Annotated in this window: 9 protein-coding genes; 5 read left to right on the top strand and 4 right to left on the bottom strand. The window is 65.5% G+C overall.

The features are described from left to right. The first annotated feature begins 2 nt into the window (after nt 1–2). The 5 genes from EOC06_RS03200 to EOC06_RS03180 all read left to right on the top strand — a co-directional run bounded on the left by EOC06_RS03200 (nt 3) and on the right by EOC06_RS03180 (nt 5,973). A complete protein-coding gene (locus EOC06_RS03200; protein WP_245469302.1) occupies nt 3–866 on the top strand; it encodes an N-acetylglucosamine kinase in 864 nt (287 codons plus the stop codon). Further along, nucleotides 863–1,645 (top strand): GntR family transcriptional regulator, encoded by a 783-nt coding sequence (locus EOC06_RS03195; RefSeq protein WP_027040192.1) that lies wholly within the window; start codon nt 863–865, stop codon nt 1,643–1,645. Before EOC06_RS03200 ends, EOC06_RS03195 begins: the two co-directional genes overlap by 4 nt. Nucleotides 1,646–1,662: 17 nt before the next feature. After that, a complete protein-coding gene (locus EOC06_RS03190) occupies nt 1,663–2,697 on the top strand; it encodes an SIS domain-containing protein (RefSeq protein WP_164898443.1) in 1,035 nt (344 codons plus the stop codon). Further along, entirely contained in the window at nt 2,694–3,872 is a 1,179-nt protein-coding gene (gene nagA / locus EOC06_RS03185; protein WP_128307065.1) for an N-acetylglucosamine-6-phosphate deacetylase, read from the top strand. The genes EOC06_RS03190 and nagA overlap by 4 nt, the downstream gene beginning before the upstream one ends. Before the next feature lie 61 nt (nt 3,873–3,933). Further along, a complete protein-coding gene (locus tag EOC06_RS03180) occupies nt 3,934–5,973 on the top strand; it encodes an ABC transporter ATP-binding protein/permease (protein ID WP_128307064.1) in 2,040 nt (679 codons plus the stop codon). Nucleotides 5,974–6,000: 27 nt separating this feature from the next. Here EOC06_RS03180 and EOC06_RS03175 read toward each other — a convergent pair whose 3' ends face one another. The 4 genes from EOC06_RS03175 to EOC06_RS03160 form a co-directional block, all read right to left on the bottom strand. Continuing rightward, a complete protein-coding gene (locus tag EOC06_RS03175) occupies nt 6,001–7,515 on the bottom strand; it encodes a malonyl-CoA synthase (protein ID WP_128307063.1) in 1,515 nt (504 codons plus the stop codon). Nucleotides 7,516–7,691: 176 nt separating this feature from the next. Further along, complete coding sequence (locus EOC06_RS03170) at nt 7,692–8,432, bottom strand: GntR family transcriptional regulator (protein WP_127320269.1); 741 nt, start codon at nt 8,430–8,432, stop codon at nt 7,692–7,694. A gap of 401 nt (nt 8,433–8,833) precedes the next feature. After that, nucleotides 8,834–9,511, bottom strand: a complete 678-nt coding sequence (gene rpe, locus EOC06_RS03165) for a ribulose-phosphate 3-epimerase (RefSeq protein ID WP_127271687.1) — start codon at nt 9,509–9,511, stop codon at nt 8,834–8,836. Nucleotides 9,512–9,731: 220 nt separating this feature from the next. Continuing rightward, a complete protein-coding gene (locus EOC06_RS03160; protein WP_128307062.1) occupies nt 9,732–13,577 on the bottom strand; it encodes a DUF11 domain-containing protein in 3,846 nt (1,281 codons plus the stop codon). Nucleotide 13,578: the final 1 nt, after the last annotated feature.

The raw sequence follows: 13,578 nt of genomic DNA, 5'->3' as shown, positions 1-13,578 counted from the left end.
GAATCGATGGCGGCGGCACCAGCTGCAGGGCCGCCCTGGCAACGGCGGACGGCACGGTGATCGGCCGCGCCAAAAGCGGCGCCGCCAACATCCGCACCGACCTGACCGGCGCCCGCTCGAACATCGTCGAGGCCGCGCGGCAGGCGTTTCTCGCCGCCGGGCAGGATGCGGAACTGATCCCGCGGACGCCGGCCATTCTCGGGCTGGCCGGCGCCAATGTCGGCACCTATCGGCAGCAGCTCGAAGCGATCCTGCCGTTCAGCATCAGCCGCGTCGAGACCGACGCCGAGATCGCGCTGGAGGGCGCTGTCGGCTCGGGTGACGGCGCCATGGCGATCCTCGGCACCGGCACCGCCTATATGGCGCGCAGACAAGGCAAATCGCGCGCCATCGGCGGCTGGGGTTTCCAGGTCGGCGACCAGGGCAGCGGCGCCCGTATCGGCCGCGACCTGCTCGAACAGACACTGCTTGCCTATGACGGCGTTCGCGCCGGTTCGCCGCTGACGCACAGCATGCTGGCCGTCTTCCGCAACAACCCGGAAGACGTCGTCGAATTCACCACCAATGCCAAGCCGGGCGATTTCGGCGGCTTCGCACCCAAGGTGTTCGAGCATGCCGAGAAGGGCGACAGCGTCGCCAACTGGATCCTCGACAGGGTGGTCGCCGATGTCGAAGCCTCGCTCGGCGCGCTCGACCTTGCTGACGACGCGCCGCTGTGCCTGCTCGGCGGGCTGGCGCCGCTCTACGCGCCGCGCCTGTCTGCCCGCTACCGGGCGCTGCTGAAGCCGCCGCTCGACGACGCACTGGGCGGCGCGGTGCAGATGGCGGTTCGCCTTTTCGCCGGACACGCGGAGGCAACTCGATGAGCGAGGCCGCCGACCAGATCTTCGCCACGTTGAAACATCAAGCGCAAAGCGGCGCGCCGCTTTATCTGCAGCTTCGCAAGAGCATCGAGGACGCGGTCAATCGCGGCCTGATCGGGCCGGGCGACGCGCTGCCTTCCGAGCGCGACATCGCCACCAAGGCCGATATTTCGCGGGTCACCGTGCGCAAGGCGGTGCAGGATCTCGTCAAGGGCGGCATCCTGGTGCAGCGCCACGGCTCCGGCACTTTCGTGGCGCCGCGCATGGAGCGTGTCGAACAGTCGCTGTCGCGGCTGACCTCGTTCACCGAGGACATGGCGCGGCGCGGCATGGCGGTGCGTTCGGCATGGCTCGACCGCGGCCTCTACGCACCATCGCCCGACGAGATGATGGTGCTCGGCCTGTCCTCGAGCGAACTGGTGGCGCGGGTGGCGCGCCTGCGCATCGCCAACGACACGCCGCTGGCGATCGAACGCGCCTCGCTGTCGGCCAGCGTGTTGCCCGATCCGGCCGATATAGGTTCCTCGCTCTACGCAGCGCTGGAATTGACCGGCAACCGGCCAGTGCGCGCCGTGCAGCGCATTTCCGCCGCCAATCTCGGCGACAGCGACGCGCGCCTGCTCGAAGTGCCGCCAGGTATTGCCGGCCTGCACATCGAACGCATTTCCTATCTGGCGAGCGGCAAGGTGATCGAATTCACCCGCTCCATCTACCGGGGCGACGCCTATGATTTCGTCGCCGAACTGCGGCTGACCGGGCCGAGCGAAGAGGGCCGACCATGAGCACGACAGAGCCGACCATGTCGGCAGAAATGACCCATATGCGGCGCGAGATCGAGGAGGTCCCGCAAGCGGTCGCCCGCCTGCTCGACGGCTCCGGCGCGGTGCTGACCGAGGCCGGGCGCGGCATCAGGGAACGCGACCCGCAGTTCGTCGTCACCGTGGCGCGCGGCTCGTCCGACCATGCCGCCACCTTCATGAAATACGCCGTCGAGCTGACCGCGGGCCTGGCCGTGGCGTCTGTCGGACCGTCGATCGCCTCGATCTATGGCCGCAAGCTCAGGCTCGCCGGCTCGGCCTGCCTGACGATCTCGCAGTCGGGCAAAAGCCCCGATATCGTCGCCATGGCCGAAACCGCGCGGGCGGGGGGCGCGCTGACCGTCGCCATCACCAACACCGCCGATTCGCCGCTGGCGCGTGCTTCGGACTATGCGATAGATATCCTGGCCGGCCCCGAGCGCAGCGTCGCGGCCACCAAGACCTTCATCAATTCGGCCGTCGCCGGCCTCGCTCTGATGGCGCATGCCACCGGCGACGATGCGCTGTTGGCCGCACTTGCCCGCCTGCCGGAGCATTTCGGCAAGGCGATCGCCTGCGACTGGATGAGCGTGCTCTCTGAGACGATCGAGAAGCAGAAGTCGCTGTTCATCCTCGGCCGCGGACCGTCGGCGGCGATGGCCAATGAAGCGGCGCTGAAATTCAAGGAGACCTGCGGCATGCATGCCGAGGCCTACAGCGCCGCCGAAGTCATGCACGGCCCGCTGGCGCTGATCGGCCCCGACTTTCCGGTGCTGGCGCTGGCCGCGCGCGACGCCTCCGAACCGTCTATCGCCGAGGCCGCCGACAGCCTGGCGGCCAAGGGCGCGCCGGTGTTCGTCACCTCCGCGCTTGCCAAACGCGCCGTGCGCCTGCCGCATGTCGCCACCGGGCACCCGCTGACCGATCCGCTGACGCTGATCGTCTCCTTCTACATGTTCGTCGAGGCCTTTGCCCGCCATCGCGGTCTCGATCCGGACACGCCGCGCAATCTTCGCAAGGTGACGGAGACAGTATGAGCGATCGCTTTGCCCTGACTGGCGCCCGGATTTTCGACGGCGACGACTGGCATGAAGGCCACGCACTTGTCGTGCGCGACGGTCTTGTCGAGGCCATTCTGCCCACTGGTGCCATCCCCTCGGATATCCGCGTCGTCGACACCGGTGGCGGCCTTCTGGCGCCGGGGTTCGTCGACCTGCAGGTCAACGGCGGCGGCGGCGTCATGCTCAACGACCACCCCGATGTCGCTTCAATCGAGACCATCTGCCGCGCGCACGCGCCCTTCGGCACGACGGCGCTGCTGCCGACGCTGATCACCGACACGCCTGCAATCACCGCCGCCGCTGTCGCCGCCGGCGAGGCAGCGGCGCGCCAGAAGGTGCCTGGGTTTCTCGGACTGCATCTCGAAGGCCCGCATCTGTCGGTCGCCCGCAAGGGCGCGCATGATCCGGCGCTGATCCGGCCGATGACGGATGCCGATCAGGCGATGCTGATCGCCGCGCGGCAAAAACTACCGGTGCTGCTCACCACCATTGCCCCTGAATCCGTCGAGCCGGCGCGCGTCGCGGCACTCGCCAGGGCCGGCATCATCGTCAGCCTTGGCCACTCCGATACCGGCTATGCCACCGCCAGCGCCTTTGCCGCGGCCGGCGCCTCAATGGTCACCCATCTGTTCAATGCGATGAGCCAGATCGGCAATCGCGAGCCCGGATTGGTCGGCGCCGCCATCGACATTGGCACCTTGTCGGCCGGCCTCATCGCCGACGGCATCCATGTCGATCCGGCCACCATCAAGATCGCGCTGCGCGCCAAGCAGGGGCCGGCCAGGATCGTGCTGGTCACCGACGCCATGGCGACAATCGGCACCGACATGACGTCGTTCACGCTCAACGGCCGCACCATCTATCGAAGGGACGGCAGCCTGAGGCTCGCCGACGGAACGCTGGCGGGCGCCGATCTCGATATGATCTCGGCCGTTCGTTTCATCCACCGCGTCGTCGGGGTCGAGCTTTCCGAAGCTTTGCGCATGGCCTCACTCTATCCGGCGCAAGCAATCGGTCAGTCGCACCGGCTTGGCCGATTCGCCAACGGCACGGCTGCGGATATTGTCGCGCTGTCGGACGATCTCGACACGAAGGGCGTCTGGATCGGCGGCGAAAAGGTTTTTGCGGCCGGCTCCGACACTGTGCGTTGATATCAGGTCAAGTCGGCTGACGTCATGAAACCTTTTGATTTTGAGGTCGTTGTCGGAGCGTATGTCCGAGGCGAAACCCAAATTGAAACAGGCCGACGGCATCAAACCGCGCGGTGCCTTGAAGCCGCGACCGAAAGCGCCGCGTGACCAAAGGCCACGCCACGAGCAGCCGCGCGAAAAAAAGCTGTCGAGTGCCGAGGCTGCCCCGGAGGTCGACGGCCAGCCGGGGCCACCACCGGATGCTGTCGAGCCCGATCCGCAACTGACGCCCGAAGGGGCCGAGCAGGAGCGCAAGAAATATCTGCTGCGGCGTTTCTGGATCAGCGCGCGCGGTTACTGGAGCCGGCGCGGCGACCGGCTCGCCTGGCCATTGACGATCGGGGTGCTGCTGCTGATCTGCATCAATATCGGCTTCCAGTATGGCATCAATGTCTGGAACCGTTCGATGTTCGATGCCCTCGAGCAGCGCAACGCCCGCAGCGTCTATTTCCTCAGCGCCGTCTTCGTGCCGCTGGTAATCTGCAGCGGCAGCCTTGTCGTCGCGCAGGTCTACCTGCGCATGACGGTCCAGCGCCGCTGGCGTTCCTGGCTGACCACCGCGGTCATCGCGCGCTGGCTGGCAGGCGGCCGCTACTACCAACTGAATCTCGTCGGCGGCGACCACCAGAACCCCGAGGCCCGCATGACCGAGGATCTGCGCATCGCCACCGAGTCGCCGGTCGATTTCATCGCCGGCGTCCTCAACGCGTTCCTGTCTGCCTCGACCTTCATCGTCGTGCTGTGGACCATCGGCGGCGCGCTCACTTTGCCGATCGGCGGCGAGAGCATCACCATCCCCGGCTTCCTGGTCATCACCGCGATGATCTATGCCGCCATCACCTCGACCGCGATGGTGGTCATCGGCCGCAATTTCGTCCAGCTCTCCGAGCGGAAGAACCAGGCGGAGGCCGAACTGCGCTACACGCTGACGCGCGTGCGCGAAAACGGCGAGAGCATCGCCTTGCTGGGCGGCGAGGAAGAGGAGCGCAGCGGCATCGACAGGAATTTCGGCCATGTGCTGAGGCAATGGGCGCTGCTGACGGGCCAGCACATGCGCACGGCGGCGGTGTCGCAGGGATCGAGCCTGTTTGCGCCGGTCGTGCCGATCCTGCTGTGCGCGCCAAAATTCCTCGAAGGCTCAATGACGCTTGGCGAGGTGATGCAGGCAGCGTCCGCCTTTGGCATCGTGCAAGGCGCGTTCGGGTGGCTGGTCGACAACTACCCGCGTCTTGCCGACTGGAACGCCTCCGCGCGGCGCGTAGCTTCGCTGATGATGTCGCTCGACGGGCTCGAGCGTGCGGAGCAGAGCGATGCGCTTGGACGCATCCAGCACGGCGAAACCGACGACGGTGCCATGCTCAGCCTCGACGATCTCTCCGTGACGCTCGACGACGGCACCGCCGTGGTCAAGGAGACCGAGGTTGCGATCGAACCCGGTGAGCGGGTGCTGGTGGCCGGCGAATCCGGCTCGGGCAAGTCGACGCTGGTGCGGGCCGTCGCGGGCCTGTGGCCGTGGGGCGGCGGCAGCGTCAATTTCCACGCCGACAGGCGACTGTTCATGCTGCCGCAACGCCCCTACATCCCTTCGGGCACGCTTCGCCGCGCGGTCGCCTATCCCGCGGCGGCGGACAAGTGGACGATCAAACAGATCAAGGCCGCCCTCGACAAGGTCGGCCTCGCCTACCTTGTCGAAAGGATCAAGGAAGAAGCGCCATGGGACCAGACGCTGTCGGGCGGCGAAAAGCAGCGTCTCGCCTTCGCGCGCCTGCTGCTGCACCGCCCCGATATCGTCGTGCTGGATGAAGCAACCTCGGCGCTCGACGAGAAGAGCCAGGACACCATGATGGCGACGGTGATCCGCGAATTGCCTGATGTCACCATCATCAGCGTGGCGCACCGGGCCGAGCTGGAAGCCTTCCACAGCCGCAAGATCACCCTGGAACGGCGCGAGGGCGGCGCCAAGCTTGTCAGCGACATCAGCCTCGCCCCACGCAAGCGCAACCTGCTGAAGCGTGCCTTGTGGGGTTCCGGCAGCCGGGCCGAAAGGCCGCGCAAGGAGTAAGGCGCCCCTGCCCCAGGCACCGCGCAACTATGGTGCGTATATGTCCTTGTAGGTATCGCGCAGCACGTTTTTCTGTACTTTGCCCATGGTGTTTCGCGGCAGTTCATCGACGAAGATCACCCGCTTCGGGTGCTTGTATTTCGCCACCCGCCCGGCGATGGCGCCGAGAATTTCGGCACCGGTGATCCGCGATGACGGCGCACGCACGACGACAGCGGTGACACCTTCGCCGAAATCCGCATGGACAACGCCGATGACGGCGCTTTCGCTAACCCCGTCGAGCGCGTCGATCTCGCTTTCGAGTTCCTTCGGATAGATGTTGTAGCCACCCGATATGATCAGGTCCTTGCCGCGGCCGACAATGTGGACGTAGCCGTCGGCGTCGATCATACCGAGATCGCCGGTGATGAAAAAACCGTCGGCTCGGAATTCCGCCTTGGTCTTCTCCGGCATGCGCCAATAGCCGCCGAAGACGTTTGGGCCCTTCACCTCGATCATGCCGACCTCGCCCTGCGCAAGCGCTGCGCCGCTGTCTGGATCGGCGATGCGAAGCGTGACGCCGGGCAAAGGGAAACCGACGGTACCGGCGCGCCGCTCGCCCTCATAGGGGTTCGAGGTGTTCATGTTGGTCTCGGTCATGCCGTAGCGTTCGAGGATCGCGTGGCCGGTGCGCTCGCGCCAGGAGTTGTGCGTCTCGGCCAGCAGCGGCGCCGACCCGGAAATGAACACACGGATGTTTTTTGCCGCCTCATGGTCCAGCCCATCCTGCTGCAGCAGGCGCACGTAGAAGGTCGGCACGCCCATCAGGGCCGTGGCACGCGGCAGCAGCGAGACGATGCGGGCCGGATCGAACTTCTGCTCGAACAGCATCGAGGCGCCGGCCATCAGGACGACATTGGTGGCGACGAACAGGCCGTGCGTGTGGAAGATCGGCAATGCGTGGATCAGCACGTCGTCTCCAGTGAAACGCCAGTGCTCGACCAGCACGCGCGCGTTCGAAGCAAGATTCTCGTGGCCGAGCATGGCGCCTTTCGACCGGCCGGTGGTTCCCGACGTGTAGAGGATCGCCGCGAGGTCATCCGGCCCACGCGCCACGTCATGAAAATCCGTCGGCAGTCGCGAGGCCTGGTCGGTCAGCGATCCCCGGCCGTCGCGGCCGAGCGTGACGGTGACGGCGCCGGTCTTTTCCGCCAGCGCGCCGATGTCGGCCGCTCTTGCCGGATCGCAGACGACCAGGCGTGGTTCTGCGTCGCCGAAGAAATACTCCAGCTCAGCCAGCGTGTAGGCGGTGTTGAGCGGCAGGAAGACGGCGCCGGCTCGCAGGCAGGCGAGATAGAGCATGACCGCTTCCGGGCTCTTCTCGACCTGCACGGCAACGCGGTCACCGGGTTCGACATCGAGTTGCAGGAGCGCATGCGCAAGCTGCGCCGAGCGGGCCAGCATATCGCCATAGGTGAGCGAGCGGCCATCATCGGTTTCCATCAGCAAGCGCGCTGGCGCCGGCATCCGGGACCGGAACGCATCGAACAGATGATTGCTCATGAAGACTTCCCTGGGTGCGGCGGCGCTGAGCATGCGCCTGTCGCGGCATGCCTCGGCGGCGAGAGTTCGCGGTTCTTGGCCGCGCCGTCAAGCCCGCCGACAGCGGTTCACGCCAGCCGCGCTCGACGCGGATTGCTAGCAAGAAACGAGCGCAAGAGCCCGCCGGGAATCGGCTGTTATCGCCGAGCGCGTTTGCCGGCGAGCTCCTTCGTTTCGTCGTCCTGCTCGAAGCGCTTCATGCACATGGCGGCAGTCAACTGGTAATGGTTGAGCAGTGCCTCGACGGCACCGTCGGCATTGCCGTCCAGGGCACATTCGGCGATCAGGCGATGCTCGCCGAAATCGTCGCGCTGGACGCCCTCGCCATCATTGGCCATTTGCCGGTAGCGATAGGCGTGATCGGAGAGCTGGTCGCAAAACCCCACCAGCCATTGCGACCGGCAGGCCGAAATCAACACCCTGTGGAAGATACGATGCAGCCTCTCCCAATCGGGATTGAGCGAAAAGAGATCCTGCGGAGACAGGCGTGACGCGCGTCCCAGGCGATGCAGCGCCAGCACGAGCTGTTCTTCCCATTCGGCGGTGCGGTGGGCGATGGATTCGCGAAGCGCCCGCTCCTCGAGCCAGCAGCGGGTGCGCGTCAGCTCCTCGAGTTCCGACGCACTGACCGGCATGATGAAGAAGCCGCGCTGATCGTGCCGGCCGAGAAGTCCTTCCGAGGCGAGGCGATTGAGAGCTTCGCGGACAGGCGAGGCGCCGGCTCCATATTTGGAGACCACCCATTCGACCCGCAGCTTGCTCTCGGCCTCAAGAACACCACCGAGAAGATCATCCCGCAATTGCTGATAGACCGTACTGGCAAGCGTACTCTTCGGTCCCGCAGCGTCGTCGTTCAGATTGGCAGCTCCGTATGTCATAGCGACTCCTTGTCCCCAAGACTTGTCCTGGGCGATTCGAGTCCGAAAGCATTCGCCTTCTCGTACTTGTACCATACAGTGCGGGCATTCGCCTGCTCAAGCACAAGATCACGTTATTGTACTTTAGCACGAAGGAATATGCGGCATCTGGAGCTCAATGCTGTAATTCCGCTCATTTTCACAACCTGCGGGAACTTAACATGTTTTGTATGCACGCAGGAGAATCTGTTCTTTCTGTTCTTTTGTATGCGCGCGGGATCAACTGTCTGCTGTGGGGACCCTTGAGGCCGAATCAGGCAGCCGCTCCAGATCCGATACCGTTGCGCATCAGACCATCACAAGCCTCGGCCGGTACCAGAACCTTGGCCGGCATGCCGGGCTGAACGCGGGAAAAGCGCTGGTTAGCCGGCTGCGTGGTCGGCTGCCGTCCTGATCGCCTGGATGTTCTGACGGTAAGCCTCGACGCTGCCGCCTTTGAAGATGGCGGCGCCCGCCACCAGCACGTCGGCGCCGGCGGCGGTGACCAGCGGCGCGGTTTCGGCTGAAACACCGCCGTCGATCTCGATGCGGATCGGCCGGCCGCCGATGAGGGCCTTGACCCGCTTCACCTTGTCGACGATCGCCGGGATGAAGGCCTGGCCGCCGAAGCCCGGATTGACGGTCATGATCAGGATCAGGTCGAGCCGGTCGAGCACATATTCGACCACGCTTTCCGGCGTCGCCGGATTGAGCGACACACCGGCCTTCTTGCCGAGATTCCTGATGGTCTGCAGCGAGCGGTCAAGATGCGGGCCGGCTTCGGCATGGACGGTCAAACCATCGCAGCCGGCCTCGGCGAAAGCGGCCAGATAGGGGTCGGCCGGGGCAATCATCAGATGGCAGTCGAAGAAGGCCTCGGTGCGGTTGCGGATCGCCTTGATCACCGGCGGGCCAAAGGTGATGTTGGGCACGAAATGCCCGTCCATCACATCGAGATGGATCCAGTCGGCGCCGGCCGCCGCCACCGCTTCGACCTCATCGCCGAGTTTGGAAAAATCCGACGCCAGCACCGACGGTGCAATCAGGGTCTTTCTGCTCATGGATGCGGCCTTTCCGAGTGCCCTTCACGTTCGGCCACTCTATCGACTGCCTAATGCGCTCCAGCCGACTTGTCGAGGGCACGGGCGCGGCGGCTGCACGGCCGGAGGTGGCGTTGCGGCGTCCGCGATCCTGTCGCAGCCAATTTCCGCTTGCCTCGGAGCCATAAGAAAACCCGCCGGATTGCTCCGGCGGGTTTCTGGTCTGGCGTCGAGCAGATCGTTATTGCTGCTGGAGTTTCAGGATTCTGTCTGGAACCGGATCCTGCTGCTGTTCGACCTGCGGCCTGCGCCGTGGCAGTACCTGCTGCAGCAGCAGGCCGGGGTTGAGCTCCAGCGACGGTTGCCCGCGGAGCGGCCGGCAGTTCGGATAGCGTCCGATCGTACCTTCCGGGCAGCGCCGCCTGATGATCGGCTGGCACTGGCCGTTGATCATCTGCGAGCCCGGTGCGCATTCCACCTCTTGCCTGGGCTTGCGGCATGCGCCGTTGATCACCTGCGTCCCACGCGGACAGACACACTCGCCACGCTTGTTGTGGACCTGGCCGCGTATGTCGCATTGCTCCTGCGTCGGCTGCTTGCGCCGGCAGGCATTGCCCCGCACCTCGGTACCCCTCGGGCAGACACAATTGCCCTTTGCGTCATGGACCTGGCCACGGATCGTGCATTGCTCAGGCTTCGGCCGAATCGGGCGGCAGGCTCCGTTTCTGACCTCGGTACCCCTTGGGCAGACACAATCGCCGTCGGCGTCGTGAACCTGACCACGGATCGTGCACTGCTCGGGCTTTGGCCGCATCGGACGGCAGGCGCCATTGCGCACCTCGGTCCCTCTGGGGCAGACACAATCGCCATCGGCATCGTGGACCTGGCCACGGATGGTGCACTGCTCAGGCTTTGGCTGGATCGGGCGGCAGGCATTGCCCCGGATCTCGGTTCCCCTGGGGCAGACACAATCGCCATCGGCATTGTGGACCTGGCCACGGACGGTGCACTGCTCGGGCTTGTCGGTCCTGACACATCTGCCGTTCTCAAGCCCGGTTCCGCGTGGGCAGACGCAACGTCCGTCCTCGGTGCGGATCTGGCCTTCGAGCAGCACACAGCGCTTCGGCTGTTCCGGCTTCGGCACGATACCGCCGCCCGGCGAGCACTGGCCGTTGCGGTAGGTGGTGCCTTCCGGGCAGACGCAGCGGCCGGCATCGTTCATGACGAAGCCTTGCGAGCATTCCTTCTTCGTCTCCTGGCTGATGGTGAAGGGATGGCAGGCATAGGCCTTGCCGCGATCGCCCTGCACATTGGCCTGATCGCCGCCAAGCACGTCGCCACCGCCTTGCACCCGTGTGTCGGGAGAGAGCACGCCGACGCAGTTCTGGCCGCTGACATTGCCCTGCAGATTGGCCAGACGACCGTCGTCGGGAATGACCACGGTGACATGATGCACCCGGCTTTCGCCGGCGCCGAGCGACAAATTGGCAATGCAGGACGCAGGCAAGGTTGCCGGTGCCGGCGAGCAGCCGAAGGGCGGATCGATCGACGTGATCTCAACGCCTTCCAGCCTGCCGAGACCCTCCACGCCGATCGCATCGCCAATGCGGACCGGCCCGGAGAAGGCGGTCGCTCCGTCATTGGTGGCGGTGATCTCGAACGAGCAGGGTTGGCCGAGCCTGCATTCGCGGTCGCCGGTCTTTTCGACACGGATGGTCGAGGCGCCGCCGCCCTTGGCGCAGGCCTGGCCAAAGGGATAGACGACGTCGTCGCCCGGTGCCGGCCCATAGGAGCCGCGCGCGCAGTTTTCGAACGCGCCATTGGCCGAAACCGTCACGTCGAAGTGGCGACTGGTTCCAGGTGTCATGACGGCACCGGGAATCTGGCACGACAGCGCGTTGGCCGGAACCGGTCCGCACGCCCATTCCGCGCCGTCAGGGGTGACGGTCTGGATCTGGACAGGCGCGCCGCCGGCCACCAGCGTGGCGGCATCGTTGACCCGCACCGGACCGGTGGGGGCAGCGGTGCCAAGGCTGATGACGGTGATGCGGCAAGAGATCAGCGCGGCACCGGCGAGCGAGCCGTTGCAGACCTTGGTGATGCGCAGGGTCGGCTTGCCGCCATTGGGATGGCGGAAGCGTTCCTTGGCGCAGGCCTTGTTGTTGGTGAGGTCGTTTTCGCCGGGGATGGGCTTCACCGTCGCGCAATTCTCGACAATGTCCGACTGATAGCCGGCCGGCATGACCGCCTTGACGACGATCGGCGTCGAGCCGCCCGGAGGCAGCGAGATCCCCGCATGGTCGCAGCGGAACAGGCCGGGACCTGTCGGTACGCAGGTCCATGGCGGGCTTGGGCCGAAGGTCGAGGAGGCCGGCGCGCCGGCCGGGTAGCTGTCGATCACCGTCAGCGGCCCGTTATAAGTCGATGTGCCGTTGTTGATGATGTCGATCACGAAGTGGCAGATGCCGTCGGCCGTGCAGACCGGGACGCGGGCACGCTTCTTCAGGATCAGGTCGACCTTCTTCTCGACCGGCGGCCGGCAGTCGCGGTCACGATCGCCACGCCGGCAGATCGGGATCGAGGCGCAGCCGCGATCGTTCGACTGGCTGCCGAACAGCGGCTTGCCACTGGCGCCGTAATTATAGGTGGCGCAGTTACGCAAGACGCTGCCTTGCCAGCCTCCGGCCGGCTTGAAGCCGAGCTTGAGGTTGACGGAGGCCCCCGGATTGAGCGTGGTCACCGGGTAGGTGCAAATCATCGGGGTGGCGCCGGGTACGCAGACCCAGGGCGGATTGGGTCCTGAATCGAGCGTCGATCCGGCCGGCAGCGCCACCTCGTCGAGCACGATCTTGCCGTGGTAGGCACCGGTGCCGACATTGGTGACCCTGATGGTGAAGTCGCAGCCGCCACCCATCGTGCAACGCGTCACGTCGGCGCGTTTCTCGACCTTGAGGTCCGGCTCCTTGTCCTTGGGCGGGCACCTCTGGTCACGCGGGATGACGATGTCGATCGTCTGCGTGCAGCAAAGGCCCCAGCCTTCCTTCGGACCGGCATAGGTTTCGATGCCGGTGACGATGAGGTGGATGACGTCGCCGGGCGATGCGCCGACGATCTTCCAGTTGAGCACACCGCCGCCCGCCGGCACCAACTGGGTGTCGGGGATGATGGTGACGCCTGATGTGGTCGTCGACACCTGCACCCACTTGCCGCCCATCTCCGGGCCGACCGGCATGTGGTAGATGAAAGCGCCGCCGCCGGGCACGCAGTCCACCGTGCCGCGTTCCACCTTGAAGCATTCCCGGTCGGGAGGCGGTGGCCGCTTATCACAGTTGGTGAGGTCGATCTTGATCGAGGTCTTGGCCCCGGACTTGTAGTCGCCATCGTCGGGCTTGCCCGGATCCTGCGACGGGATAATGGTCCCGGGGCCGGCTCCGTTGCTGACCTTGATCACACCCTGGTTGTCGATCACGGTCGGCGAAGGAAACGCCGCATGGTCGATCTTGGCCGTGATCTGGAAGTTGATGACGCGTTCATTGGCGGCACCGGCGCCGTCGAGATCAGCGGCGGAGAGCCGGAAATCGGACACCGTTGCCGTGTCGTTCGGACCGGCCGAGGTGCTGATCGAAACGCCGGGCAATGGTCCGCCCGAAGCGTCCGTGCCGTCGCCCGACACATTCGCGCTGACGATCGAAAGGCCGTGTGGAAGCTGGTCCTTGAACTCGATCTTGAGCGTTTTCAGCAAGGCTGTCAGGTCGGCGAAGGCTTGCGCATCGCCGCGCAGGCCAAAGCTCAGGGAGTAGACGACATAGTCGCAGCTCCGCTGGGTGCCTTTCTTGGTGAAGAAGGGCACCGCCCGCTCCGGCCTCGGATTGACGATCTTCGAATTGTCGAGATCGAGCCTCAGTTCCGGGGTGATCGGGGCGGCGTCTTCCGCGTGGCTTGCCACAGGGGTGAACATGGCGACCGCGATACCGGCCGCCATCAGCCAGCGCGCGCCGCGCCTGGCGTATGACAGGGGTTTCATGATCGTCTCCATGACTGTGGATTGCGAGCTCGTCGTGAGCGGGGAGAGTGCGAGATTTTTCATC

The sequence above is a fragment of the Mesorhizobium sp. M7A.F.Ca.MR.362.00.0.0 genome (assembly GCF_004023175.1).
In the GTDB taxonomy this organism is placed as follows: Bacteria; Pseudomonadota; Alphaproteobacteria; order Rhizobiales; family Rhizobiaceae; genus Mesorhizobium.
The sequence above is the reverse complement of the archived record's forward strand: the minus strand, read 5'-3'. Positions and strand labels throughout refer to the sequence as shown.

Bases quoted from the DNA above. Each gene is read 5' to 3' on its own strand.
- EOC06_RS03195 (WP_027040192.1), top strand. From the start codon at position 863: ATGAGCGAGGCCGCCGACCAGATCTTCGCCACGTTGAAACATCAAGCG.
- EOC06_RS03190 (WP_164898443.1), top strand. From the start codon at position 1,663: ATGTCGGCAGAAATGACCCATATGCGGCGCGAGATCGAGGAGGTCCCG.
- nagA (WP_128307065.1), top strand. From the start codon at position 2,694: ATGAGCGATCGCTTTGCCCTGACTGGCGCCCGGATTTTCGACGGCGAC.
- EOC06_RS03180 (WP_128307064.1), top strand. From the start codon at position 3,934: ATGTCCGAGGCGAAACCCAAATTGAAACAGGCCGACGGCATCAAACCG.
- EOC06_RS03175 (WP_128307063.1), bottom strand. From the start codon at position 7,515: ATGAGCAATCATCTGTTCGATGCGTTCCGGTCCCGGATGCCGGCGCCA.
- EOC06_RS03170 (WP_127320269.1), bottom strand. From the start codon at position 8,432: ATGACATACGGAGCTGCCAATCTGAACGACGACGCTGCGGGACCGAAG.
- rpe (WP_127271687.1), bottom strand. From the start codon at position 9,511: ATGAGCAGAAAGACCCTGATTGCACCGTCGGTGCTGGCGTCGGATTTT.
- EOC06_RS03160 (WP_128307062.1), bottom strand. From the start codon at position 13,577: ATGAAAAATCTCGCACTCTCCCCGCTCACGACGAGCTCGCAATCCACA.